This is a genomic window from Clostridium sp. ATCC 25772 (assembly GCF_001573875.1).
In the GTDB taxonomy this organism is placed as follows: Bacteria; Bacillota; Clostridia; order Clostridiales; family Clostridiaceae; genus Clostridium_J; species Clostridium_J senegalense.
This window is the reverse complement of the sequence record NZ_LFRG01000029.1, coordinates 22,974-48,516: the sequence shown is the minus strand read 5'-3', so window position 1 is coordinate 48,516 and position 25,543 is coordinate 22,974. Positions and strand designations below refer to the sequence as shown.

22 protein-coding genes and 1 rRNA gene are annotated in these 25,543 nt (G+C 27.2%); 6 read left to right on the top strand and 17 right to left on the bottom strand.

Annotation, left to right across the window (positions count from 1 at the left end):
- The 5 genes from AZI32_RS11465 to AZI32_RS11445 form a co-directional block, all read right to left on the bottom strand.
- Positions 1-1,965, bottom strand: a 23S ribosomal RNA gene (locus AZI32_RS11465); the annotation flags it as partial.
- A 781-nt stretch (positions 1,966-2,746) separates the two neighbouring features.
- Positions 2,747-3,445, bottom strand: a complete 699-nt coding sequence (locus AZI32_RS11460) for a DUF3298 and DUF4163 domain-containing protein (protein WP_061995972.1) — start codon at positions 3,443-3,445, stop codon at positions 2,747-2,749.
- A 272-nt stretch (positions 3,446-3,717) separates the two neighbouring features.
- Complete coding sequence (gene cysS, locus AZI32_RS11455) at positions 3,718-5,124, bottom strand: cysteine--tRNA ligase (RefSeq protein WP_061995971.1); 1,407 nt, start codon at positions 5,122-5,124, stop codon at positions 3,718-3,720.
- Positions 5,125-5,344: 220 nt separating this feature from the next.
- The gene (locus AZI32_RS11450) at positions 5,345-5,797 is read right to left on the bottom strand and encodes a hypothetical protein (RefSeq protein ID WP_061995970.1); all 453 of its coding nucleotides are present in this window, start codon (positions 5,795-5,797) and stop codon (positions 5,345-5,347) included.
- A 210-nt stretch (positions 5,798-6,007) separates the two neighbouring features.
- Positions 6,008-6,376, bottom strand: a complete 369-nt coding sequence (locus tag AZI32_RS11445) for a hypothetical protein (protein WP_061995969.1) — start codon at positions 6,374-6,376, stop codon at positions 6,008-6,010.
- A gap of 397 nt (positions 6,377-6,773) precedes the next feature.
- Between AZI32_RS11445 and AZI32_RS11440 the strand changes: the two genes are divergently transcribed.
- Together AZI32_RS11440 and AZI32_RS11435 are read left to right on the top strand one after the other, a co-directional pair.
- The gene (locus AZI32_RS11440) at positions 6,774-7,001 is read left to right on the top strand and encodes a DUF378 domain-containing protein (RefSeq protein ID WP_010298401.1); all 228 of its coding nucleotides are present in this window, start codon (positions 6,774-6,776) and stop codon (positions 6,999-7,001) included.
- A gap of 135 nt (positions 7,002-7,136) precedes the next feature.
- Complete coding sequence (locus tag AZI32_RS11435) at positions 7,137-7,772, top strand: DUF2284 domain-containing protein (protein ID WP_061995968.1); 636 nt, start codon at positions 7,137-7,139, stop codon at positions 7,770-7,772.
- On the opposite strand, the gene AZI32_RS11430 is transcribed toward AZI32_RS11435, so the two are convergent.
- A complete protein-coding gene (locus tag AZI32_RS11430) occupies positions 7,762-8,199 on the bottom strand; it encodes a hypothetical protein (RefSeq protein WP_061995967.1) in 438 nt (145 codons plus the stop codon). The genes AZI32_RS11435 and AZI32_RS11430 overlap by 11 nt on opposite strands.
- A 59-nt stretch (positions 8,200-8,258) precedes the next feature.
- Between AZI32_RS11430 and AZI32_RS11425 the strand changes: the two genes are divergently transcribed.
- On the top strand, positions 8,259-8,576 hold the full coding sequence (locus AZI32_RS11425) for a hypothetical protein (protein ID WP_061995966.1): 318 nt from the start codon (positions 8,259-8,261) through the stop codon (positions 8,574-8,576).
- Between the two features lie 115 nt (positions 8,577-8,691).
- On the top strand, positions 8,692-10,134 hold the full coding sequence (locus tag AZI32_RS11420) for an NADP-dependent glyceraldehyde-3-phosphate dehydrogenase (protein ID WP_061995965.1): 1,443 nt from the start codon (positions 8,692-8,694) through the stop codon (positions 10,132-10,134).
- A 392-nt stretch (positions 10,135-10,526) separates the two neighbouring features.
- On the opposite strand, the gene AZI32_RS11415 is transcribed toward AZI32_RS11420, so the two are convergent.
- On the bottom strand, positions 10,527-11,243 hold the full coding sequence (locus AZI32_RS11415) for a lysophospholipid acyltransferase family protein (protein WP_061995964.1): 717 nt from the start codon (positions 11,241-11,243) through the stop codon (positions 10,527-10,529).
- Positions 11,244-11,425: 182 nt separating this feature from the next.
- Between AZI32_RS11415 and AZI32_RS11410 the strand changes: the two genes are divergently transcribed.
- Positions 11,426-12,271: a ComEC/Rec2 family competence protein gene (locus AZI32_RS11410; RefSeq protein ID WP_061995963.1), complete on the top strand. Its 846-nt coding sequence runs from the start codon at positions 11,426-11,428 to the stop codon at positions 12,269-12,271.
- A 320-nt stretch (positions 12,272-12,591) separates the two neighbouring features.
- On the opposite strand, the gene AZI32_RS11405 is transcribed toward AZI32_RS11410, so the two are convergent.
- From AZI32_RS11405 to AZI32_RS11360, 10 genes are all read right to left on the bottom strand, one after another.
- Positions 12,592-13,491 (bottom strand): undecaprenyl-diphosphate phosphatase, encoded by a 900-nt coding sequence (locus tag AZI32_RS11405; protein ID WP_061995962.1) that lies wholly within the window; start codon positions 13,489-13,491, stop codon positions 12,592-12,594.
- Between the two features lie 164 nt (positions 13,492-13,655).
- A complete protein-coding gene (locus tag AZI32_RS11400; protein ID WP_061995961.1) occupies positions 13,656-14,789 on the bottom strand; it encodes a hypothetical protein in 1,134 nt (377 codons plus the stop codon).
- 203 nt (positions 14,790-14,992) lie between these two features.
- Entirely contained in the window at positions 14,993-16,564 is a 1,572-nt protein-coding gene (gene pckA, locus AZI32_RS11395; RefSeq protein ID WP_061995960.1) for a phosphoenolpyruvate carboxykinase (ATP), read from the bottom strand.
- 488 nt (positions 16,565-17,052) lie between these two features.
- Complete coding sequence (locus tag AZI32_RS11390) at positions 17,053-17,469, bottom strand: HIT family protein (RefSeq protein WP_061995959.1); 417 nt, start codon at positions 17,467-17,469, stop codon at positions 17,053-17,055.
- Positions 17,470-17,604: 135 nt separating this feature from the next.
- Entirely contained in the window at positions 17,605-18,573 is a 969-nt protein-coding gene (locus tag AZI32_RS11385) for a nucleoside hydrolase (protein ID WP_061995958.1), read from the bottom strand.
- Positions 18,574-18,903: 330 nt separating this feature from the next.
- Complete coding sequence (locus tag AZI32_RS11380; protein ID WP_061995957.1) at positions 18,904-19,662, bottom strand: acyl-CoA dehydratase activase; 759 nt, start codon at positions 19,660-19,662, stop codon at positions 18,904-18,906.
- A gap of 53 nt (positions 19,663-19,715) precedes the next feature.
- Complete coding sequence (locus AZI32_RS11375) at positions 19,716-20,864, bottom strand: double-cubane-cluster-containing anaerobic reductase (protein ID WP_061995956.1); 1,149 nt, start codon at positions 20,862-20,864, stop codon at positions 19,716-19,718.
- A gap of 233 nt (positions 20,865-21,097) precedes the next feature.
- Positions 21,098-21,952 carry an FAD-binding oxidoreductase gene (locus tag AZI32_RS11370; protein ID WP_061995955.1) on the bottom strand — a complete coding sequence of 285 codons (855 nt, stop codon included), beginning with the start codon at positions 21,950-21,952 and terminating at the stop codon, positions 21,098-21,100.
- Between the two features lie 140 nt (positions 21,953-22,092).
- Positions 22,093-23,043, bottom strand: a complete 951-nt coding sequence (locus tag AZI32_RS11365; protein WP_061995954.1) for an L-lactate dehydrogenase — start codon at positions 23,041-23,043, stop codon at positions 22,093-22,095.
- Positions 23,044-23,369: 326 nt separating this feature from the next.
- Positions 23,370-24,269: a LysR substrate-binding domain-containing protein gene (locus tag AZI32_RS11360; protein ID WP_061995953.1), complete on the bottom strand. Its 900-nt coding sequence runs from the start codon at positions 24,267-24,269 to the stop codon at positions 23,370-23,372.
- A gap of 234 nt (positions 24,270-24,503) precedes the next feature.
- Between AZI32_RS11360 and AZI32_RS11355 the strand changes: the two genes are divergently transcribed.
- Positions 24,504-25,523: a putative sulfate exporter family transporter gene (locus AZI32_RS11355; protein ID WP_061995952.1), complete on the top strand. Its 1,020-nt coding sequence runs from the start codon at positions 24,504-24,506 to the stop codon at positions 25,521-25,523.
- Positions 25,524-25,543: the final 20 nt, after the last annotated feature.

Sequence of the window (25,543 nt, the reverse complement as noted above, 5' to 3'; positions counted from 1 at the left end):
GGAACTTACCCGACAAGGAATTTCGCTACCTTAGGACCGTTATAGTTACGGCCGCCGTTTACTGGGGCTTAAGTTCATGCCTTCGCCTAAGCTAAGCAATCCCCTTAACCTTCCAGCACCGGGCAGGCGTCAGCCCCTATACATCAGCTTTCGCTTTAGCAGAGACCTGTGTTTTTGCTAAACAGTTGCTTGGGCCTATTCTCTGCGACCTACTTGCGTAGGCACCCCTTCTCCCGAAGTTACGGGGTCAATTTGCCGAGTTCCTTAACAGCAATTCTTCCGCTGGTCTTAGGATTCTCTCCTCACCTACCTGTGTCGGTTTGCGGTACGGGCGTTAGCTTCCTCCATAGAGGCTTTTCTTGGCAGCGTGGAATCAGATACTTCGCTATAATTAGCTCCCCATCACATCTCAGAATTGTTTTAGCGGATTTGCCTGCTAAAACTTCCTAAATGCTTAGACACACATCCAATAGTGTGCACATCTTATCCTCCTGCGTCACCCCGTTTGTAATAACGTCTGCTAACGGTACAGGAATATCAACCTGTTGTCCATCGACTACGCCTTTCGGCCTCGCCTTAGGTCCCGACTAACCCTGAGCGGACGAGCCTTCCTCAGGAAACCTTAGGTTTTCGACCGCCAGGATTCTCACCTGGCTCTCGCTACTTATGCCAACATTCTCACTTCTGCATCGTCCACCGCTCCTTTCGGTACGACTTCAACCAATGCAGAAAGCTCCTCTACCACTCACATATTAAATGTGAATCCATAGCTTCGGTGGTAAGTTTTAGCCCCGGACATCTTCGGCGCGGGATCTCTTGACTAGTGAGCTATTACGCACTCTTTAAATGAGTGGCTGCTTCTAAGCCAACATCCTAGTTGTCTTAGAAATCCCACATCCTTTACCACTTAACTTACACTTTGGGACCTTAGCTGATGGTCTGGGCTGTTTCCCTTTTGACTACGGATCTTATCATTCGCAGTCTGACTGCCGAAATAAAAGTATCTGGCATTCGGAGTTTGATAAGGTTCGGTAAGCGGTATGCCCCCTAGCCTATTCAGTGCTCTACCTCCAGTACTCAGTTAATCGACGCTAGCCCTAAAGCTATTTCGAGGAGAACCAGCTATCTCCGAGTTCGATTGGAATTTCTCCGCTATCCACAGCTCATCCCATGGTTTTTCAACACCAACGTGGTTCGGACCTCCACGACATTTTACTGTCGCTTCATCCTGGCCATGGATAGGTCACCCGGTTTCGGGTCTACGACATGCAACTTTGCGCCCTATTCAGACTCGGTTTCCCTTCGGCTCCGTACCTTAAGTACTTAACCTCGCTACATATCGTAACTCGTTGGCTCGTTCTACAAAAAGCACGTCGTCACACATATAAAGTGCTCCGACCGGTTGTAGGCACAGGGTTTCAGGTTCTATTTCACTCCCCTTCCGGGGTTCTTTTCACCTTTCCCTCACGGTACTGCTTCACTATCGGTCACTAGGTAGTATTTAGCCTTGGGAGGTGGTCCTCCCTGCTTCCCACAAGGTTTCACGTGTCTCGTGGTACTCTGGATCAGAACTTATGCTTAATTCCTTTTGCTTACAGGTCTATTACCTTCTACGGAGTAGCTTTCCAGCTATCTTCAACTAAAAATTTCACACTTTTATGTTCTGTCCACAACCCCAAAGCCAAAGGCTTTGGTTTGGGCTCTTTCCCTTTCGCTCGCCGCTACTTAGGAAATCGATGTTTCTTTCTCTTCCTCCGGGTACTTAGATGTTTCAGTTCCCCGGGTTTACCCCCATATACCTATGTATTCAGCATATGGTACTTAATATAATTAAGTAGGTTTCCCCATTCGGAAATCTCTGGATCACAGGCTATTTGCGCCTACCCAAAGCTTATCGCAGCTTATCACGTCCTTCTTCGGCTCCTAGTGCCAAGGCATTCACCCTGCGCCCTTTGTAGCTTGACCTAAAAGATTTTTATAAACTACGTACTGTGTCGTCAACTTTCTTCGTTCCGATGCTCATTTACATAAGTAAACTCCACTTCTCACTCAGTCGTTTCCTAACATTACTTGTTTCTAAAAACTTTTCTAAAGCTTGTCATAAACTTCACACTGCTTCGTCAACTTTCCTCATTCCGATACTCACTTACCTTAGTAAGCTCCGTTTCTCATTCGGTCGTTTCCTAGCATTGTTCGTTTTTGCCAACTTTTTTCATTGTCATTTATACAAAAATTCGCATAAAATAGTTTATATTTTAAGGTTTTATTGTCTTGACGAAATTGTTATATCTTTATTTAAAGGTCTAACAATGTCTTTTTATCACTGTGCAATTTTCAAAGAACAAAATATGTTTTTTTATGTCATTTCTAGACTGCTTTTTTATGGTATCATTTTGTTTTTTATATGTCAATAGTTTTTTATTTTTATTTGGGATATTTTTTCAATATACTTTTAATTATTCTAAAATTATATTGAAATTACGCTTACATTAGTATAACCACATAAAACATTTTTTATTTATAATAAAAAATAAGGGGTAGATACCTTATACTATAAAATATCTATCCCTTATCTTTTTTAATGTAATTTTCTAAACTTTCTATTCCCGTTTTTAAAATTTCTATATCATTTGTATTTATACTATTTGAGGTGGAATTTTCAATACTATCTTACAATATGAACTAATTACAAAAGCTTTCATCCTATATTTTGCAAAAAATTTCTTAACATATTCATCATATATATTTATATGCTTTTTAAAGGTATTTTAAATTGTGGTATTCCTAAAGTGTATGGACCTATATCATTCATATCAAAATATATAACTACATCTTTTCCGTCGCAATAAAAATTAAAATTTTCATTTGAATTAATTTTTTCTATATAATACTTATCTTTACTTTTATGAATTTCTTTTCTTAGTTGTGTTTTTAATCTTCTGCACTGTTCATCACTTACTAAATCCTCCAAAGTTAATAATTTGTTTTTCTTTAAATCAATGTTATACGCTTTCTTCTCTTTTATTTCATAATTCCCACCAGTAAACTTATATATATTAAGTACTATACTCATTATTTCTTTTCCTGTTTTTATGTCATAATCCACCTTACATCTATAATTTTTCAAATCATAATCATTTAATTCAGCATATTCATGATCATCTACGCTTAAAGCTTCTATATCTTTTTTTATAAAAGTTATATCATCATGTATTATTTTGTTTATATTTTGTTCTAAATTTTTATCTTGCAACCCTAAAAGTTTAGGACTTTTTATGTTATAGTCTACTTTTCCTGTAGTAAATATTTCTTTATCTTCTATTACTACAATATTAGATGACTCTATAGCTTCAACATTTAAATCCAATTTCACGCAAACAATAAAAGTAAACAAAATACATATTATCAATACAATTTTGTAGTTTTTAAAATACTTTTCAAACATAATTTTACCTCCATACTTCAATAATGATATATCAAAATTTACATAGATTACTTTTAATTTTAAATTAACTTAGGTATATCTTACCATTTTATTCCAGCAAAATCTCAATTATTCTGTAATCTATATATATTTTTTTATTACAATACATCATAATTATTGACAGTTTATGGTTTTTATAGTTCTTTTAATGTCTTATTTTTATATAAACTTTTAAATTTTTGTCATAAAAAAAAGCATCTCAAAATGATTTTATCATTTTGAGATGCCTTTTCTTATTTTAATCTCCAAGTTGTTCCTTCTTTACTATCTAATATTTCTATATTCATTTTTAGCAATTGATCTCTTATCTCATCTGCTCTAGCATAATTTTTAGAACTTCTCGCTTCATTTCTTTCTTTTATAAGATTTTCTATTGATTCAACATCTATATTTGATAAATCTTTTTCTACAGATGTTAATTCTAAAGATAATACTTTATCAAAATCTTCTATTAAAAATTTCTTTTCTAAATTTGTTAGATTTTCATCTTTTAAAACATCTAAAAGCACAGTAAATGCATTTGGAATGTTTAAGTCATCGCTTATTTGTTTTTTAAATTTTTCATTATAGATATTTATATTTTCATTGTTAAATCTATCATTTTCACAAACATTTTCTAATATTGTAGCAATTCTTTTCTTAAGCGCTTTAAAAGATTTTCTAGCTGCATCTAAATTTTCGAAACTAAATATTAATTGCTTTCTATATCTTGATTGTAAGCAGAAATATCTATAATCTAGTGGTGAAAAACCTTCTTCTTCTAATCTCTTTACCGTTAAAAAATCTCCAGTTGATTTGGACATTTTACCACCATCTAATACTAAAAACTCACCATGCATCCAATAATTGACCCATTTTTTCCCACTATATGCTTCTGATTGGGCTATTTCATTAGTATGATGCACTGGTATGTGATCAATACCTCCACAATGTATATCTATTCTGTCTCCCAAATATTTCATTGACATTGTTGAGCATTCTAAATGCCAACCTGGAAAACCTCTACCCCATGGAGATTCCCATTGCATTATTTGATTTTTAAACTTAGAGTTCGTGAACCAAAGTACAAAATCAAGAGGATTTTTCTTATTTGGATCTACTTCTATTCTACTTCCTGCTTCCAATTCTTCAATACTTAAATTTGCAAGTTTTGTATAGTCCTTAAATTTATCTATTTCAAAATATACATTTCCATTAGATTGATATGTATACCCTTTTTTTTCCAAAACCTCAATGAAATTTATCATCTCTTTTATATGTTCAGTTGCCCTACAAACCACATTAGGCCTTTTAACATTTAATTTTTTACAATCATCTAAAAATGCTTCTTCATAGAATTTTGCTATTTCCCAAACTGTTTTCTTTTCTCTTGAAGCACCAAGGGCCATTTTATCTTCGCCTTCATCACCATCTGATTGAAGATGTCCCACATCTGTTACATTCATTACATGTTTAACTTTATAACCAGCATATTCTAAAGACTTTTTAAGTACATCTTCAAATATATATGTTCTTAAATTTCCTATATGGGCATAATTATAAACTGTTGGTCCACAAGTATACATACCAACTTTCCCTGGAACTACAGGAATAAATTCGTCTTTTTTTCTTGTTATTGTATTGTATACATAAAAGCTCATTTTCAACTCTCCTTTTTGTAGGTTTTTAATCAATAATAATCACTTTAATTCTATTATTTAATCTTAATGTTTTTATATTATTTTACATTAACTCTCAATATTAAACTTATTTAAATTGTATCACATTGAGATAAATTTACAATAATATTTAATAAATTAGTTTAGTATACTAAAATATAAAAATACAGAGTATATTAACTCTCTGTATTTTTATATTTTACTATTTACATATATTTTTTATCCAATTTACTAAACTAATATAAAAATTTTCTGTTTTTATCTCTTTTGTATTTATATACTTCTCACCTATTATATGACATCCTAAAAATAAACTTTCTTTATCAAAACATAAATTTTCATCAGTACCTAATGTAATTAAAATAACTTTTTTCCCATTTAAAATATTACCAAAGCTACTTCTTTTTATACCAAAATAAGATTTATAAAACCAACTAGGAAAAAGTAATATTAAACATTCATATTCCTTAAATTCTTCATTTATTTTTTTCACTAATAATACATCCTGAAAAAATTTAATATACTTATTGTTATTTTTTAAATCAGGCTCTATATTTTGTAATTCTATAATTTCACAATTTAACTCCTTCTTTATCCTATGTGAAACTTCTTTTAATAAACCGTTGCATGAATGAAATACTAAAAGAGTTTTCAAGTTATCACTCCTTATTTTATTGATAATTACTTCTTATATATTTAAATTAATATTTTATTACAATTATATGTAATAAAATCACTTTTATATCTAAAGAGTTGAAAAATACTATTTTTATATTTTAATTCTTTTTTAATTTATATATATATGTATAAACTATAAAAAATTTAAAACCTTTTGATTTTTAAATCAAAAGGTTTTAAATTTTTACTATTTCTTATTTTTCACTCTATTTGGTTTTGCTTTTGGTTTTATAACGTTGTTGTTACTTTTATTGTATTTTTTATAACCACTATCATTATCTGTTTTTACATTATCAAATCCTTTTAAGAATCCACAAAGATCCATAAACCATAAGAATAATATTACAAATATTGTTGGTATTATATATTTGTTAACAACAATAGGCATTGTTGGCCATAAAAAATTGGGAATTAGAAATATAGCTAGTGCTAAAATTAAAACTACCCATTTATTAATTTTTAATTTTGAAAATACATATACTCTTAAAGCACTGTATGCAATTAAAGAAATAATTGAAAAAAGTATTATTTCTAATATCATAGTTACTATTGCCATTTTATTCTCCCTCTTTCAATATTTTTAATGATTTCAATACTACAATTATATAGTCTTATTAACAAAGTAACAAGTTTTATAACAGATTTTTATTTTTAATCTTTATAATTTATGTTAAAATTTATCTATAGGATTTCAAGTTAACTTTTAAAACTATTTACATCAAAATTTAGATGTCCAAAATAGTGAAACATATTCCAAATGCTTTAAATACAAAAAATTTTAAAGTTATTGAATAAATTTGAATTTAAACTTGTTTCCCTATAACACTATAAAAAATTTGATATAGATATTTCTAACATTCCTTTTATTTTATTATTACATACATTTTTCTGAATAAATTAATATTTTCAGGAAATAATAACATTTAAATAATAAATAAAAGGAGTGACTATTAATGAAAGTATTAGACACAATAGCTCTTATATTAGTTATAATCGGTGCAGTAAACTGGGGACTAGTAGGATTATTTCGTTTTGATTTAGTAGCTGCATTATTTGCTGGCTCTAGTGCCTTTGGATCAATAAGTGGATTTAGCAGAATAATCTATGGTTTAGTTGGATTATGTGGTTTATATGCAATTTCATTCTTTGCTAAAACAAACGATTCCCATAGAGATATTTAATATCTCTACATTAGTGAATATGATACAAAACTTTAATATATCATATTCACTTTTATTTTTATTAACGCTTAAAATAGAAGGGGGTTAAGGAATGTTATTTATCAAAAATACTTTCCTATAAAAATTCATATGAAGATGTTAAAAGAAAACTTTAATATTAAAAAAGCAACTATTACGGAACTTTTAAATTATTACAAACCTGAAACAATTAATAATTATTGCAAAAAATGTGAAAAATATAATAAAGTTTGGTCTTGTCCAACTTTCAGCTTTGATACTATGAATTACATAAACAATTATAAATTTGCTTATATAATTGCATACAGAATTAATATAAATGCACAAAGCAATATAGAAAATGATTTTAATTCTATAAAAAGACTTATACCTGAAGTAACTGAATATAATGATGATTTTGATAAAATTTTTAAAACCTTATATTATAGTGCACGTTTGCATTTAGACAAGCTTCTGCTTAGTTTAGAAAAAGAATTCCAATCATCTTTAGCTATTTTCTCTGGAAGATGTTTATTCTGCAAAGTGTGTCAAAAGGAATATGGATTAAAATGTTTAAATGAAACTAACTTAAAATACTCTTTAGAAGCACTAGGTTTTGATGTTGCAGATATATTAAAATCATTACTTAATATTGAAATTCAATGGAGTAAGGAATCTTCTTCTCAATATGTTACTTGTGTATCTGCACTTTTCTCAAAAGAAGAAATTGATATTTCAAATTTAAATAAATCCATTTCTAACATTATTGAGTAAATCTAATTTGTACTAATAGATTATTACCAACTTTTCTTATAATTAATATGCTATAAACAACATTTTCCCTTAATAATTCCTCAATTATTTTGCTTATTTCTATATCTAGATTTTTTATTGTGTTTTTATTTTTATCTATAATATTATATGTTTTCCCCTTTTTTTCCAAAAATAAATTATCCCATTGTTCTAAATTTAAATCACCTTCTAAATTGAAAGTGATTCCTTTTTCAATTAGCATTTTTCTTATTTTCTTATATTTAAGTTCCATATTTTCTATTTCTTTTTCTATTTTTTCTAAATTTTGTTTTTTATAATTTATATTTTTTTTAGTAAATTCTATGTTTTTTTCTATATTTAAATTCTCATTGTCTAGTTTATTAATATATTTATTTATTTTTTTTATATATTTTTTACTATTAAACATATTTTTATCTTGCCTTTCTTTTCTTAATATATATACAATATTATTGAGGTGATTTTTAAATGGAAGAATTAGAAAAATTGTTAAGTAGATTGGTTGATTTTCTTATAATTACATTTAAAAAAATAAATATTTTTTTAGTTACTTATTATGATAAACTATTATTTTATTTTAATAAACAAAATACTATTAAAAAAATGTATGAACCGTCTATAAAAAAAAGAACAGAAGAAAATGCTAAATTAAATGATACTTTAAAACAATTAAAATTAGAGGAGTACACACTAAATAACTCCATAAAAAATGCTAAAAATAAACTCTTTATGTTAGAGAAAAAAATAGACTCTACTGAAGATTGTATTAAGAATACTATGCCTTAATACTACCAACTAAATTTATATAAAAATTTCTCTTTATAAATTTTTCAATAATTGCTAATACTAAAACTTGATTATGATTATTAAATAAAAACAATTTATAAAGAGGTGATACATTTTGATTAACTCTATAAAGAAAGATAATATTTATCATAACTTATATGATGGTAAATGGATTATATCTGATAATACTATAGATATATTTTCTCCAATAGATGGAGAACTAATAGGAAAGGTTCCTGCAATGTTAAAAGATGATGTTAATAAGTTTTTAGAAAACTCAAAACTTAGTCAAAAACATTGGGAATTAACTTCTATAGACTCGCGCGCTAATATATTATATAAAACCGCTAAAATTCTTGAAGATAATATAGATGAAATTTCTGAGATTTTAATGTTAGAAATTGCAAAAGATAAAAAATCATCTATATCTGAAGTAAAACGTACTGCTGATTTTATTAGACATACAGCTGATACTGGCCGAAACTTATATGGAGACTTTATCCAATCAGATAGTTTTCCAGGCTTTTCAAGGAATAAATTATGTCTTGCAACACGTGTTCCATTAGGTGTAGTTTTAGCTATATCTCCTTTTAATTATCCTATAAACTTATCAGCATCTAAAATAGCTCCTGCGTTAATGGCCGGTAATAGTGTTTTATTAAAACCACCTACACAAGGCTCGATAAGTGCATTATATTTATCCAAAGCTTTTATGATGGCTGGTCTTCCACATGGTGTTTTAAATACTATTACTGGAAAATCCTCATCGATTGGTGATTATCTTGTATCTCATGAAAATGTAAATTTTATAAATTTTACTGGTTCAACAAAAGTAGGTAATCATATAGCAAGTATCTCTAATATGATTCCACTTATGATGGAATTAGGTGGTAAAGATGCTGCAATAGTTTTAAAAGATGCAGATATTGAAAAAACTGCTAAGGAAATCATTAGTGGAGCATTTAGTTATTCTGGTCAAAGATGTACTGCTATAAAAAGAGTATTGGTAATTGAAGACATAGCCAATAATTTAGTTGATGCTCTTTTAAATGAATTAAACCAACTTAAAGTTGGATTACCTCAAGACAATTGTGAAGTAACACCATTAATTGATAGTAATTCATGTGATTTTGTTATGAATTTAATAAAAGATGCTTTAGACAAAGGTGCTAATTTAGTTACCGGATATAAAAGATCTGGCAATATAATATATCCTACATTATTAGATAACATATCGTTAGATATGGACTTAGCTTGGGAAGAACCTTTTGGTCCTGTTCTCCCTATAATAAGAGTAAGTTCTAAAGAAGAAGCTATACGTATAGCGAACAAATCGCAGTATGGGCTTCAATCTTCTATATTTACCCAAGATATAAATGATGCTTTCAACATCGCAAACAAACTGAACGTTGGCACCGTTCAAATTAATAGCAAAACAGAAAGAGGACCAGACCATTTCCCTTTCTCTGGTGTAAAATCTTCCGGTATGGGAACACAAGGAATAAGGTATAGTATAGAAGCTATGAGTAGATTAAAATCTATAGTTATTAATATTTAAACTAAAAAGCAACTTTAAAATAAAATTCACTTTAAAGTTGCTTTTTTATATAGCGTTCCAAATTAAGTTTTAAACTTATTCATTTATCAAATGAGAAAACTCAAATTAATATTTATATCAATAACTAACAGATTATTTTAGTTAAGAGTTAATTCTTAACTAACTATATTTGTACTTATTTTTCTCAACTGATAACAAAAATTTAATGAATAAATTTAAATTGGAGCTTGTTTCCCTATATAGGGTTCCAAGTTGACTTTTAAAATTATCCATTCCAAAACTTGGATACCCCAAATAGTAAGACATGCTCTGAATCGCTTAGAATTCAACACTACATTTTGTATGAAAATATTTTAAAGTTATTGAATAAATTTAAATTCGAGCTTGTTTCCCTATAGTTTTTTTAAAGTATTGTCTATAATATCCTGACATTTTTCTACTAACCCATTTAACTCATCTTTAGATAAGTCTTTTGTATATATAGGTTCATGAATTATACAAATACAATCTTTATTTTCTTTTTTAGCATCTTTGTATCCTTCATAAATCTTATACGTACCTTTAACTGTAACTGGTATAATTGGCATACCTGACTTTATTGCCATCCTAAGACTACCTTTTTTAAATTCACCTATTTGTCCATTCTTACTTCTTGTTCCCTCTGGGAAGATAAGCATAGACTGTCCATTCTTTAAATTTTCAGTTCCTCTTTGTATGGCTTTTATACCTTCTCTCGGATTTTCTCTGTCTAAAAATACACACCCTATTGCCTTACACCAATATGATAATACCGGTATCTTTTCCAATTCTTTTTTAGCAACAGCTCCTAATGGTTTTTCTACTACTGAAAATATTAATGGTATATCCACTATACTTTGGTGATTAGATACATATAAACACGGACCTTCTATCTCATTTTCTTTGCCTTTTACTATTATATTAAGTCCAGTTGCTTTTAAAAGAAATTTAGACCATTCCTTTCCCTTAACATTTGTGTAGTCTTCATATTCCTTTTTTGATTTTTTCTTTAACTTTTCAGCTTTAGGAATAAAAATAGCCGAAAATGCTGTATAAATTACAGTTTGTAATAAAAACCAAAATTTTCTCATTTATATCACCTACTCTTTAAAATTTACATAAATTATACCTTTATCTAACTAAGCTCTATTTTTTATTATACCAATATTATAAAAAAAAAGTCTATATGTAAACATGTTTTTATTAGTTTTGTTTAATTTATTACCTTTTGGATAAACTTTTTAATATCACTATATAATAGAGGTGTAGCTATTTGAAAAAATGTATTTACAAAAATTATATTATTATTTTTATATGTATTATATTTTCTTTATTTTTACTTATCCCTAAAAATAGATATGATAAGGAATTACTTGTTCATTATATCGATGTTGGACAAGGTGAAAGTATATTAATACAAAATGAAAATTTAAACATTTTAATAGATAGTGGTACTGAAGATACTTCTGCCAAACTATTAAACTATCTAAAAAAACAAAATGTACATAATCTAAACTATGTTTTTCTAACTCATCCTCATGATGATCACATAGGTGGTATTACTTATATATTAAAAAACATGAAAATAGACAAAATATTTTCTCCTAAAATCACAGCCAATACCCCTATTTTTAAAAATTTCGCAAAAGAATTAAATTCAAAAAATATCAAAATCGATCCTCTTATAGCTCCAAAAACAATGAAATTAAATAAAAACATTAAAATAGAAGTATTTTCTCCAACCAAAGATTATTATGATAACTTAAATAATTACTCTTTAGTGTTTAAATTAAACTTTAAAAATTATAATTTCTTATTTACTGGAGATGCTGAAAAAGAAATTGAAAATGAACTTTTAAATTTAGATATAAAATCTAATATTTTAAAAATTGGACATCATGGAAGCAAAACATCTTCTATTGAACCTTTTTTAGATAAAGTTAATCCTGATATTGCTATCATTTCCTGTGGACTAGGAAATGATTATGGTCATCCTAATAAAACACTTTTAAACAATTTATTAGATAGAAATATTAAACTTTATAGAACAGATTTAAACGGTTCTATAACCTTAATTTGTGATAAAAACTCTATAAAAATAAAAAAAGAAAAATCTTAACAATTTAATTCTATAATATATATAGGGTTCTAAAATAAATTTTAAAGTTATTAATTTATCAAGTGAGAAAACTTGAATTAATATTTCACCAATAATTAACAGTTTGTTTTAGTTAAAAGTTGTGGTGATTATTACTTACTTTTATCAGCTGATAATAAAAATTTAATGAATAAATTTAAATTGGAGCTTGTTTCCCTATAGATATAAAATTTTTGTAGCAAACAACCTTTAAAGTTAATCTAAAGTCCTATATTTTATAAACCAAATATTTAAAGAGCATCTTTCTTATATTTATTTCAAAGATGCTCTTTTAATCAATATTATAGGCTTATTACATTTGTAAAAATTAATACAAATAATATTATAGAAACAAATATTCTATATATAGCGAAAGTTTTCATTGGTTTCTTTTTTAAGTAATTAACAAATTTATCTACTACTATTAATGCTACTATAAACGCAACTAAAAACCCAATAGCTAATACTAGCCACTCTCCACTAGTTATTCCATTTAAATTTTTAAATATCTTTAACCCTGAAGCACCAACCATAACTGGTATAGCTAAGAAAAAAGAAAATTCCGTTGCTGCCACAGTAGAAATTCCACCAAACCATCCTCCAATTATAGTAGATGAAGATCTAGACATACCTGGCCACATTGCTAAACATTGAAACACGCCTACTTTTAACGCTTGTGCCGAATTTATCCCATCTATGTCCATAGTTTTCTGTTTCTTTTTTAATGGTTTCTCTGTTAATAATAGTAAAAAACCTCCAACAAATAATCCTATAGCCACAGTAAGTGAATTAAACAAATACTTGTCTATTAAATCATCAAATAATAAACCTAATATCATTGCAGGTATAGTTGCTACAATGATGTTTTTCCAAAACTTTATACTAGTTCTTTGCTTATAATTTAAATTTTTCACTCTTCCCTTTTTGGTAATATTATTCATAATATTGCCAAATATAGTCCCTATAGCAATAAATAATTCTTTAACTGAACTGAATAATTTTTCCCAATATAATACAACTATTGCAAGTATAGCACCAAGTTGTATTACTATAGAAAATATATTAGCAAAGTTTCCTTTAAAATTTATTAAATCTCCAACAATAATCATATGTCCTGTAGATGAAACTGGTATAAACTCAGTAATTCCTTCTACTATAGCAATAATTACTGCCTTAAGTATTAATATCAAATTTAATTCCAAATCCTTTTCCTCCTTGATAAATACAAAATTTCTCTAATTAGTATTTCATAAAAATTGTTTTATAATTAATACCACGATTAATATTATATCAAAAATTTAAACCTATTACTATTTTTGCAAAAATTTTTCAAAGCAAAATAGGAAGCAATTTAATGCTTCCTATTTTATTTTCTTTCAAAAAATATTTCTCTTATAGGTTTTTTTCCATCTATTGAAAGAGATATTTTAGTTTTTCCTTCTAAAATTGATAAGTCATAATAATCATTAACTTCCGAGTAAGTTCCATCATTTAAACTTATATAGTATTTTTTCATCATAATACTATCATTAAATACTCCTACTGTAAACTTAATTGCTCCGTCCGTATCTTCTTTTTTATCTTTTTTAGATATTATTAATGTAGGAATTTCATCTTTATTTTTATCACCATTAATTATTTGTGGATTCAAATTAAACACATCGGATTTAGTTACAAATAAAGTTGGACTTATATATCCACTTTGATTTTCAATTTGAATATCCTCCGGATTTTTAATAAATGTTACAAAAGAATTACTTTTAGGCGATATAAACTTATTATTATCTATGGCAATTGTATAAGTATTAAAATACTTTTCCATATCTTTTTTATATTGTTTTATTTCTTTTTCTGAATTTAAACCAACAATCTTTACATTTTCTAATCCATTTTCTATAATTTCAACAGCACTTAGCGGAACATCGTTTAGTGTCATATAACAACTGTTGCCACCATCTATCATTACCCATTTTCCATGTACATTGCTCCATACTTCAACTACTTTAAATCCTTGTCGAGGCTTAGGTTTCATATCGTTTTTAGTAGCTAATGAACCTTTCCTTACATATGTTCCTAATGTTGATAACGATTCTTCTAAAATTATAGAATATCCATCATCAGACAGTGATTTAGTAGTTGTCATTTTTTCTAATATTTCTTTTGTTGTATCTCCATTTTTCATAGCACTAATATTAAATTGAGCTTTTTCATTAATCCAATTGATTATAGCAAAAGCTTTTTCTATATCATTTCCTGATTTTTTTACTATATCATCAAATTTATATTCTTTTTTTATACTTTTTTGATAATCGCTTTCTCCATCCATATAGTAAAATTTTATATTATTTCCTTCATATATATTATTATAATTTGTTATTTTAACATTGTATTTATAATCATAATAGGCAAGTTTATTTTTATTAAGTATAACAAATATTCCAACACATACAATTATCATTAACAAGCCTACTATTTTACCTTTTTTTGGGCCCTTACTCATTTTAAGTCCTCCTAAAATATTTCTTAATATTTTTATCGCCCTTAATTTTAATTTATTAATAGTTATTGTAATTATTTTTTTATATTTATACATAATTATATTTTTGAAATACTAAAATAAAAAGGTTATACAAAATTTAAGTTTTGTACAACCTCTTTAAAAGTTAAAATAATCCTTTTGTTTGGTAACAATTGTATATGAATTTATTTATATTCAGGACCGGCGTTTAATATGTCCTTACTAACATTTTCAAATTTTTTAAAGTTATCTTGGAATTTTCCAGCTAACTCTTTTGCCTTTACATCATAGTTATTTTTATTTTCCCAAGTATTTTTAGGATTTAAAATTTCACTTGGTACATTTTTTATATCTTTTGGAACTAACACTTTAAATATTTCATGTTCTTCAAATTCAGCTTTTCTAAGGTCTCCATTTAAAGCAGCCTTTACCATTGCTCTTGTATATTTTAAGTTCATTCTTTTTCCAACACCATATTCCCCACCAGACCATCCAGTGTTAACTAAATAAACCTCTGTATCATGTTTAATTATTTTTTCACCTAATAATTTAGCGTATACTTCAGGATTCATTAACATAAATGGTTCCCCAAAGCATGCTGAAAAAGTTGCTTTTGGACTTGTTATTCCTCTTTCTGTGCCTGCTAATTTACTAGTGTATCCTGACATAAAGTGATACATTGCAGCTTCTTTTGTTAATTTTGATATTGGTGGTATAACACCAAATGCATCTGCAGTTAAGAATATTACAGTACTTGGGTTTTGACCTTTTCCACTTAATTCAGCATTATCTATATACTCTACTGGATATGCTCCTCTAGTATTCTCTGTTAACTTTTCATCATCAAAATTTGGATTTCTTTTTTCATCTAAGATTACATTTTCTAAAACTGCTCCAAATTTTAAAGCATTATATATTTGAGCTTCTTTTTCTGCATCTAATCTTATAGTTTTTGCATAGCATCCACCTTCAAAATTGAATACACCATCATCAGACCATCCATGTTCATCGTCACCAATTAATTTTCTATCTGGAACAGCTGACAACGTTGTTTTTCCTGTTCCTGAAAGTCCAAAGAACACTGCTGTGTCTCCATCTTGTCCTATATTAGCAGAACAGTGCATTGGGAATACACCTTTTTGAGGTAATAAGAAATTCATTACTGAGAATATTGATTTTTTAATTTCTCCTGAGTATTGAGTTCCCCCTATTAATATAATCTTCTTTTCAAAATTTACTAAAACAAAAGCTTCTGAATTTATACCATCTTCTTTACCATTAGCTTTAAATCCTGGAGCTGCTATTACTGTAAATTCTGTATTATGCTTATTTAATTGTTCTTTTGTAGGTCTTCTAAATAACTGAGTTGCAAAAAGAGCTTGAGATGCGTATTCCGCTACAACTGTTATGTCCATTTTATATTTTTCATCTGCTCCTACGTATCCATCAAATACATACAGGTTTTTGTCTTCTAAATAATTAATAACTTTGTTGTAAAGTTTATTAAAAGTTTCTTCATCTATTGAAAGATTAGTATCATTCCAGTTAACTAATGATTTTATACTTTCTTGACAAACTATAAATCTGTCTTTAGGCGATCTTCCTGTATATTTTCCTGTTTCAACAACAATAGCTCCACTTTGTGAAAGTTTACCTTCTCCATTTTCAAGTGCAAACTCAACTAATTGTGATACTGCTAAATTTCTATATATATTCTCTGATGTTTTAATTTTTAAATTTTCTAAGTTAATACTCATTAATATTCCCCCAAATAATTTTATATTTAATTAATTTACACCTCGTAAATTATATGTATTTTTTTTATTTATTAACACTAAATTTATTAATTTTAAATATATTTGCTATATTTTTTTTATATTTATAATTTTTTATGTTTTCTTCTGACAGTTATTAGTATAACACTTTTTTATAAAAAGTACAGTATATTTTTCGTTTTTCTTCGCAAAATGTTATACTTTATATTTTTTTGACGACTTTATTGTGTATAAAATGAATTTTTTCTTATTTTTTTATTCAATTTTGAGTCATTATTTACTTTTATGAATAATTATATTTTAACGATTTATTAATTGTTTTACATTGGCATATATTCTCCAGCCTTACAAATAGTTATTTTACATGTTCTCATAAATTATGATAAATTTAACATTTATTATATATATTTCTTTCAACTTCACGAAAAAAGCAAGTCTTATATTTTAGACTTGCTTTTTATAATGAATATTTATATTTTTAATTTTTTAATTTTTTCTATTAATTTATTTTGAGTCTTATTTAAAATTAAATTTGCACAATACTTATTCTCTGGATCACCATAATTAAATCCGTCATTTTCATATCTAGGAATTACATTTACATGTAAGTGGGATAAATCATTAAAAATTCCACCATTCTGAATTATAGTTATGCCATCTGGATTAAATGTCTCTTGTAATAGTTTACTCATACTTCTTAAAATATCAGAAAGATTATTTAATTCTTCCAAAGTTAAATCATAAATTTCTTTAACATGCCTTCTAGGTAAAATCAATAAATGTCCTTCATTAAATGGAGCTTTGTCAAGAATTACAGAAAAAAAGCTATTTTCATAAACTTTATAAACCCCTAATTCATTATTAGCCAATCTACACCCTAAACACATAATTTATCACCATACCTTTAAATTTATTAATACTTCATAAGTATTATTTTATATTATAAAGTAATGTATTTCTATAAATTTTGAATTTTCAAGAATAGATTTAATTTTCTAAATTTTACCATTTATCATTTAATTTTAAAATAATAAACCTATATATTTCTCCACTTCTTCTTCTTTATCTTTTAATAATAAATTTATAAATTTTTTTAAAAATTTCTCTGCATCCACTTCTGTAAGTATTATAGAATTATGTTCCTTTTGCCATAAATTATTTTTATCTACTATACACATCCCCTCTGCAATGCCTTCTTTACAAATTTCTGTGTAAGTAGAAAATCCTTTACATATACTTTTATCTATAAAATATCCTACAGCTAATGGATCATTTATAACTGAACCTATTATTTTATCAAATCTCCAGTAAAACTCGCCATAAAATTTTGTTATTTCAGAAACTACTTTTGATAACTTTCCATCAATCATTCTGATAAATTCAACCATGTTTGGGGTCAAAACTGTTTTATTAGTAACATCCAATCCAATAATATGTACTTTTTTACCTAAATTTTTCAATACATAATCTGCAGCATGGGGATCGACATAATAATTAAATTCAGAAACTGGTGTACAATTCCCACATTCTTTAAAGGTTCCTCCCATAGAAACAAATTCATTTAAATTTTCAAATGCGCTCTTATCTTTCATTATAGCTTTAGCTATATTAGTAAGTGGTGCTAATGCTATAATAGATACTTTTTCATTGTTATGTAAAGTTTCTATTATAAAATCTTCTGCGCCATAATTTAATACTCCATTTTTAACTTTTGGTAGATTAGTATTACCTAACCCATCAGCTCCATGTACATTTTCTGCTTTTTCTAACTTTTTATAAAGAGGCTTGTCATTTCCTAAGTAAATAGGTATATGAAGAGAATTAGTAAGTTCTAGTGCTTTTAATGCATTTTCTCCACAAGTATTTAAATCTACATTTCCTCCTACTATAGTTATACCTAACACTTCTAATTCTTCTGAATTTAAAGCTAGCAATAATGCTAAAAAATCATCTATTCCTGGATCACAATCAATTATAACTTTCTTTTTCATAAATTCCTCCTATGTTGTTTAATTTAAAATAATATTTTAATATCTTTTTTATATTTTACATGTTTTAATGTGCAAAGCATTTATAAACGATAAGTCTTATATATCATACAAATTTTCTAATTATTTTTCAATTAAAAAATTTTCAACACAAATATAATATTTTAATAATAGCAAAAGAAATGCCTTAAAATGACGAGTAAATCATTTTAAAGCATTTCTTTTAATTTATATAATAAGAAATAGAAATTTTAGTCCTATAGAAAATTAATTTCCTAGAACTTCAGTTGAAAGTTTATTTACTAACAACCTAAATATAATAATTCATTATAACTATTTAATATTTTTGGCCAAAAGTGCTGCCCCTATTGCCCCTGCATGATGTGCAAGAGTATGAGTTTTTACATCCTTCCCAAGCTTTTTGCCTAAACTTTTAACTACATAAGGGCAATTACTAAGACCACCTGTTAAATAATACTGTTCTCCATCTCCAAATTTATTACAAAGTGATGAAACCTTATTAACTACAGAATCTATAACTGCAAAAGCTATATTTTCTTTTTTTTCACCACTACCAATCAAACTTATGACCTCTGATTCAGCAAACACTGTACACATAGAACTTATAGTTACACCACTACCACCTTCAGCAAAATTACATAACTCCTCTATACCTAAGCCTAAAATATTTGCCATTATTTCTATAAACCTTCCTGTACCTGCTGAACATTTATCATTCATAAGGAAATTAGTTATCATACCTTCTTCTATTGATATAACTTTAGTATCTTGTCCACCTATATCTATAACTATAGCCTTATCGCTCATTAAGTATGCAGCACCTTTCCCATGACATGTAATTTCAGTGATCTCTTTATTTGAATATGGTACAGAAACTCTACCATATCCAGTTGCTACAACTTTTCTTTTTTCTTTTGTTATACCTTTTGAATTAAGTATTTCCTCTATTTCACTTGCAGTTTCTTTACTGTTCCATCCAGTTTTCATTAACAATGTATCTATAAGCTTGTCTTCCTCAAAAACTGCAACTTTAGCTGCTGTTGATCCTATATCTATTCCTATATAATACATTTTTTACTCCTTTTTAAACCTTTCACTTTAGTTATTATCACTTTATAAGTTTACTAAAGCATTTCAATAAATGCTGCTATTCTTGTTTTTATTTGACCTAAATCTGTTTTAGAATAATCAGTTTCTAAGCTCATATATTGTACATTTTTTTCATTTTTAACAAACTCTTTTACTTTCATTGACTCTACGTTATAAGTATGACAAGCTTGCAGTGTAACATCTATAACACCATCTACCTTATACTCATCTATAAGCCCATCTAAAAGTTCTAATCTACCATCATTGTTTGACATTACAGAGCATGGTATTTTCAAATATTTCTCTGCAATAGCTTCAATTGGTTCTTTATTTTCATCTACAAGCTGAGCCTTTTCTTTTACTCCACCACAATTTTCAAAACATACAACTACTCCACCATTTTCTTCCACGGTGCCTACAACTTTTTCTATAGCTCCTCCAATAGGACATCCTGTAATTAAGATTCTTTTTGCACTTTTTGATATTTTACTTCCATTTTTACTATATTCTTCTTTTATCTCATCAATCATTTTTCTCATATTATTATTTTGTTCTATTTTATCAAAACTAAATCCAGTTCCTTCTAGAACCTTATACATTTCAAGTCCTCCTATTGGTGGTGGAGTTAACTTTGATAATGAATAAAATTCTTGAAGTAATTTTCTCTCTTCATTTTTTATTTTTATAGCTTCTCTTAATTTTTCATCTGTAATTTTTACATTAAATTGTTTTTCTAAACATTCTTTTAAATATTCTATTTCATTTTTCCATACCTTTAATGCATGTTCTCTATCCTGAGCTTGCGGTAAATGCATTACATGCATAGGCTTTATTTTGCCTAAATATTCATACATTTTCTTCTTCCCATCACAAGTAGTTTCTCCAACTAATAAATCTGAAAAATATGTATATGGACATTTTTCTGTTAAAGCAAATCCATAGCTTGATTTTATAAGTGGACATAAATTTTTAGGAAGATGTTTTTCTGCATCTGGTATTGGTTCATCACTCATACCACAAAGTCCTACTGGAATAGCCCCTGATGCATATATAACTTCGTATGGAGTATATGTACAAAATACACCTACTACATTTTTTCCACTTTCTTTAAAATTCTTAACCTTTATAAATCCATTTTTTCTTGCTTCACTAAACTCTTCAAAAATACTTGGTAAATTATTCATTCTTTTTCCCCCATATTTTATATATAATAAATAAATTTTTTCATATTTCTATTTTTTTCTACTTCTATATATCATATTATTATACTTAACCATTTTTTTCTATTGTTATAATATTTTCAAATAGTTACTAATTACTTATTATAAATTTGAATTTTAAAACAAAAAACATTCCTTTAATGAAAAGTCTACTTGACAGTGGTTTATTCATTAAAGGAATGTTTTTTGTTTTAAATTTAGTCAATCATATCTTGTTTAGGTCCAAAAAATTCAAAATTAATATATTCTTCTTTAACACCTAATTCTTTTAATGCTTTATAAATTCCTTTCATAAATGGAGGTGGTCCACAAAAGTAAAAATCACCATTTAACGGTAGATTGTTTTTAATCCAACTGTAATCTACTCTCCCTTTAAAGTCATAATCTTTGCCTAAACTATCATCATCCTTAGGATTGCTATAAAAAACTATATTCCTTACATTATCTCTATTTTTCATAATTTCTTTCATTTCATCTTTAAAGGTTTCAACATCAGAATTTTGTATAGCCTGAACAAAGAATATTTCCTTTCTCTTTTCTACCTCTTCATAAAGCATAGATATAAGTGGAGTTATTCCTATTCCTCCTGATATTAATATAAGCGGTTTTTCTTTATTATTTTCATTTATCGTAAACAATCCCATAGGAACCATCCCATAAATAATATCACCTACTTCTACTTTATCATGCAAATAATTGCTTATAAGTCCGCTAGGCACTTTCTTTACGCTTATTCTATAAAACTCTTCATTTGGCATCATTGATAAACTATAAGTTCTTATCTCATCTTTATACTTTTCATCTTTACTATTTAATTTTATAGTAAAAAATTGCCCTGGCTTATGTTTCAAAAGCTTACTTTTATCTTTTGGTTTAAAATAAAATGAAATCACATCATTATTTTCTCTAATCTTTTTAACTACTATAAATTCCTTAAACCCATTCCATGCCATAGGCTTTGCAGAATTAATATTAGAATTGCTATACTTGCTCATAATTTCTTGTATAGAATATTCCGACTGTTTTCCATAAACATCTTTTATTTTATTCATTTAACTCACCCCTTAAATACATTATACACTATATTGTTTAATATTGACTATCTTTTAGTAAATATTATCCTGCTTTTTTTAATCATATTCAAAAGACTATATCAAAGAACTTTTATAAACTTTAATATAGTCTTATTATTTTAATAACCTAATTTAGCTATGTACTCTTTTAGAATATTGGCTGAATTATTAAATTCATATTTTTCTTTTTCTTTCATATCTAATTCAATTATTTTTTCTATTCCATTTTTGCCTAAGATACTAGGAACTCCCATATATACATCATTTTGTTCATATTCACCTTCTAATAAAGCAGAAACTGGAATTACTTTTTTCTCATCATGGAATATAGCTTTAAGAACTCCAACTACAGTGGCTCCTATACCATAGTAAGTACTGCCCTTACCGTTTATTATTTCCCAACCAGCTTTAGCTGTTTCTTTTACAATATCATCTAGATTATCCTCTTCAATTTTATTGTAATTGCTAACTAATTTCAAGAAAGACTCTCCTGCAACAGTTACACATGACCATGGAACCATTTGAGAATCCCCATGTTCTCCCATAGCAAATGCTTGTATTGATTTTGTATCTATTCCACCTAATTTTTCTGATATTATTGATTTTAATCTAGCTGTATCTAAAGCCGTTCCTGTTCCTATCACTTTATTTTTAGGAAGTCCTGATAACTTTAATACATGATATGATATTACATCAACTGGATTTGATGCTAATATAAAGAATCCATTAAATCCTGATTTCATAACCGGCTCCACTATGGAATTACATATTTTAACACTGACTTCTAAAGTATCTAGTCTTGTTTGTCCTGGTTGTGGAGGTGGTCCTGCAGTTATTACAACCGCATCTACATCATTACAATCTTCATAACTTCCAACTCTAATTTTAGTTCTTAAAGACATATATTCTACAGAATGCATTAAATCTAATGCCTCACTTTTAGCTCTATCCTTATTAATATCTATCATTATTATTTCTTCGCATATCCCTTGATTAACTAATGCATAAGCACAACTAGAACCCACTAATCCAGTTCCAATAATTGCTACTTTTCTTGATTTGATTGACATTTTAATCTCTCCTTAAATCTAAATATATTAATTTTTTATCAAGCTTCGTTTTTAAAATTGTTAATATTTTAACATTCAATTCATTAAACACATTGTACAACTTTTATAGTAAAATGTGAATACTTTAAATTTTTTTCGCAATTTTGCAACATTATTATTTACATTAAAACTTTTTAATTAAAATTTAAAAATAGTTTGAATTTTTTTTAACAATTAAAACATCAAAAATACTTAGGATTTATTTCTTCAACATATTAGCGGATAAATCCACTAATATGTTTTTCTTATCTTGTAAATGTATAAATTAGAGTTTAAAATTCTATATTTTATTTAAGATAATTTATAGTAGCTGAATAATCTATAAGTTTTTTTATAAAAACATCGGTAGCCTTAGAAATCATCATATCTTTTGGCGTTATATAAGAGAAATGTCTTTTATAATTTTCTTTTAATTCTATTACAGACAATTCTTTATTTTTCACTCCTTCTTCAGCTACATAATTTGATATAAGAGTTATACCTAAATTATTTTTAACAGCTTCTTTAACTGAATAATTGCTCCCAAGCACCATCATGGATTTAGGTATAATTTCCTTAGTTGTTAAAAACATATTTAAATACTCCCTAGTTCCTGATCCATTTTCTCTAGCAATCCATCTTCTATCTTTAAGTAAAGTATAAGAAAATTCTTTTGAAACCATTGGGTCATTGTAAGGCAACATAAGTACCATTCTATCTTCTAAAAAATAATTTTGATTAAAATCAAAAGATGGCGCAACCCCTTCTATAAGCCCAATATCTATTTTTAAATTCTTTATCTTATCACATATGTTAGTTGTATTTTCAATAAGTAACTCTATCTCAACATCTGGATATTCTTTAGAAAATTCACCTAAAAAACCTGGCAAAAAATATTCTCCTATAGTAAGACTTGCTCCTATTTTCAAATGTCCTTTTATTGTGTTCGATACATTTTTTAATTCATCCTTAGTATTTTCTAAAAGCTTTAAAATTTCTTTTGCTCTTTTATAAAGCAAAACTCCACTTTCAGTGATTACTATAGTTTTTTTCTTTACAGATCTAGTAATAAGTTCTGTATTAAAATAGCTTTCTAAATTTTTAATATGAACACTAACACTTGGTTGTGATAGGTTTATACTTTCCCCTGCCTTTGTAAAGTTTTCATATTCAACAACAGCTATAAATGTTTTTAATTCTTCTAACATAATTTATCTACATCCTAACAATAATATATTTTTTATCACCCAAAAATATTTACTATACAATATTATATATTATTTAACAAAAAATTAAATATATAATCATTATTTTTTTTAATGATTACTATGATATATATTTATTTTACTTATGATTTTTTCAGTATTATACTTTTTATATAGTTTGAAATTACTAATAAATTATTTTAATAAAATACTTTTTACATAGAAAGGGTTGTTATAATGAATAAAAGATTTAATAATTTTATAGATAAAGGTTTTGAGATTTTGCCTGGACTTTTGATTTCTATAATAGTTGCTTATATAAGTATTGCTTTATCAAAATTTTTACCTAAACTTGGAGCATCTTCAATATCTATTTTTCTAGGTATGGCTTTAGGTAACACATGCTTACATAAAAAAAGTTTTCAAAAAGGATATAAATTTGCAGAAACAGACTTATTAGCTTATTCAATAGTACTTTTAGGTGGTACATTAAGTGTGTCTACAATATTAAATTTAGGACTTTCCGGTATTGCATTTATAGTATGCCAAATGTCTGTAACTATTTTTGCTGCTCTTATGATTGGTAAAAAATTAGGTTTTAGCGACAATTTTAGATTCTTAATGGCTAGCGGGAATGCTGTATGCGGTTCTTCTGCAATTGGGGCTACAGCCCCTGCTATAAATGCAACTGATGATGAAAAAGGCATTTCAATAGCTATAGTAAATGTAACTGGTGTAATTTTAATGATTTCATTGCCTTTAATATCAGGACTTTTATACAATCATGAAACTTTTAAAACCTCTGCTATGATAGGTGGTATTCTTCAATCAGTAGGACAAGTTGTTGCCAGTGGTGCTATGGTTAATGATTCTGTAAAAGATTTATCCTCTATATTTAAAATTGTACGTATAATATTACTAGTTGTAGTTGTATTATTCCTTGAAACTCTTAAGAACAAAAAAACTAATAAAGATAACAATATAAATCCTAAAAAGAAAAAATTTAATATTCCTTGGTATGTTATAGGTTTTTTCATTACTTGTGCTCTATTTAGCTTTAACATTATACCAGTTTCTCTATCAAAATCCTTTAAAGTTTTAAGCAATAACCTTGAAATAATAGCACTTGCAGCTATCGGACTTAGAGTTAATTTTAAAGAACTTATAAAACATGGAAAATCAGTCTCATTATATGGATTATTCATAGGAATAATCCAAATACTATCTGCTATAACTTTAATAGGCATATTTTTATAAAAATATGCCTATTAAAGTTA

Excerpts from the sequence above, each read along its gene's own strand:
- AZI32_RS11460 (WP_061995972.1), bottom strand. The coding sequence starts at position 3,445 with ATGTTTGAAAAGTATTTTAAAAACTACAAAATTGTATTGATAATATGT.
- cysS (WP_061995971.1), bottom strand. The coding sequence starts at position 5,124 with ATGAGCTTTTATGTATACAATACAATAACAAGAAAAAAAGACGAATTT.
- AZI32_RS11445 (WP_061995969.1), bottom strand. The coding sequence starts at position 6,376 with ATGGCAATAGTAACTATGATATTAGAAATAATACTTTTTTCAATTATT.
- AZI32_RS11440 (WP_010298401.1), top strand. The coding sequence starts at position 6,774 with ATGAAAGTATTAGACACAATAGCTCTTATATTAGTTATAATCGGTGCA.
- AZI32_RS11435 (WP_061995968.1), top strand. The coding sequence starts at position 7,137 with ATGTTAAAAGAAAACTTTAATATTAAAAAAGCAACTATTACGGAACTT.
- AZI32_RS11430 (WP_061995967.1), bottom strand. The coding sequence starts at position 8,199 with ATGTTTAATAGTAAAAAATATATAAAAAAAATAAATAAATATATTAAT.
- AZI32_RS11425 (WP_061995966.1), top strand. The coding sequence starts at position 8,259 with ATGGAAGAATTAGAAAAATTGTTAAGTAGATTGGTTGATTTTCTTATA.
- AZI32_RS11415 (WP_061995964.1), bottom strand. The coding sequence starts at position 11,243 with ATGAGAAAATTTTGGTTTTTATTACAAACTGTAATTTATACAGCATTT.
- AZI32_RS11400 (WP_061995961.1), bottom strand. The coding sequence starts at position 14,789 with ATGAGTAAGGGCCCAAAAAAAGGTAAAATAGTAGGCTTGTTAATGATA.
- pckA (WP_061995960.1), bottom strand. The coding sequence starts at position 16,564 with ATGAGTATTAACTTAGAAAATTTAAAAATTAAAACATCAGAGAATATA.
- AZI32_RS11390 (WP_061995959.1), bottom strand. The coding sequence starts at position 17,469 with ATGTGTTTAGGGTGTAGATTGGCTAATAATGAATTAGGGGTTTATAAA.
- AZI32_RS11385 (WP_061995958.1), bottom strand. The coding sequence starts at position 18,573 with ATGAAAAAGAAAGTTATAATTGATTGTGATCCAGGAATAGATGATTTT.
- AZI32_RS11380 (WP_061995957.1), bottom strand. The coding sequence starts at position 19,662 with ATGTATTATATAGGAATAGATATAGGATCAACAGCAGCTAAAGTTGCA.
- AZI32_RS11375 (WP_061995956.1), bottom strand. The coding sequence starts at position 20,864 with ATGAATAATTTACCAAGTATTTTTGAAGAGTTTAGTGAAGCAAGAAAA.
- AZI32_RS11370 (WP_061995955.1), bottom strand. The coding sequence starts at position 21,952 with ATGAATAAAATAAAAGATGTTTATGGAAAACAGTCGGAATATTCTATA.
- AZI32_RS11365 (WP_061995954.1), bottom strand. The coding sequence starts at position 23,043 with ATGTCAATCAAATCAAGAAAAGTAGCAATTATTGGAACTGGATTAGTG.
- AZI32_RS11360 (WP_061995953.1), bottom strand. The coding sequence starts at position 24,269 with ATGTTAGAAGAATTAAAAACATTTATAGCTGTTGTTGAATATGAAAAC.
- AZI32_RS11355 (WP_061995952.1), top strand. The coding sequence starts at position 24,504 with ATGAATAAAAGATTTAATAATTTTATAGATAAAGGTTTTGAGATTTTG.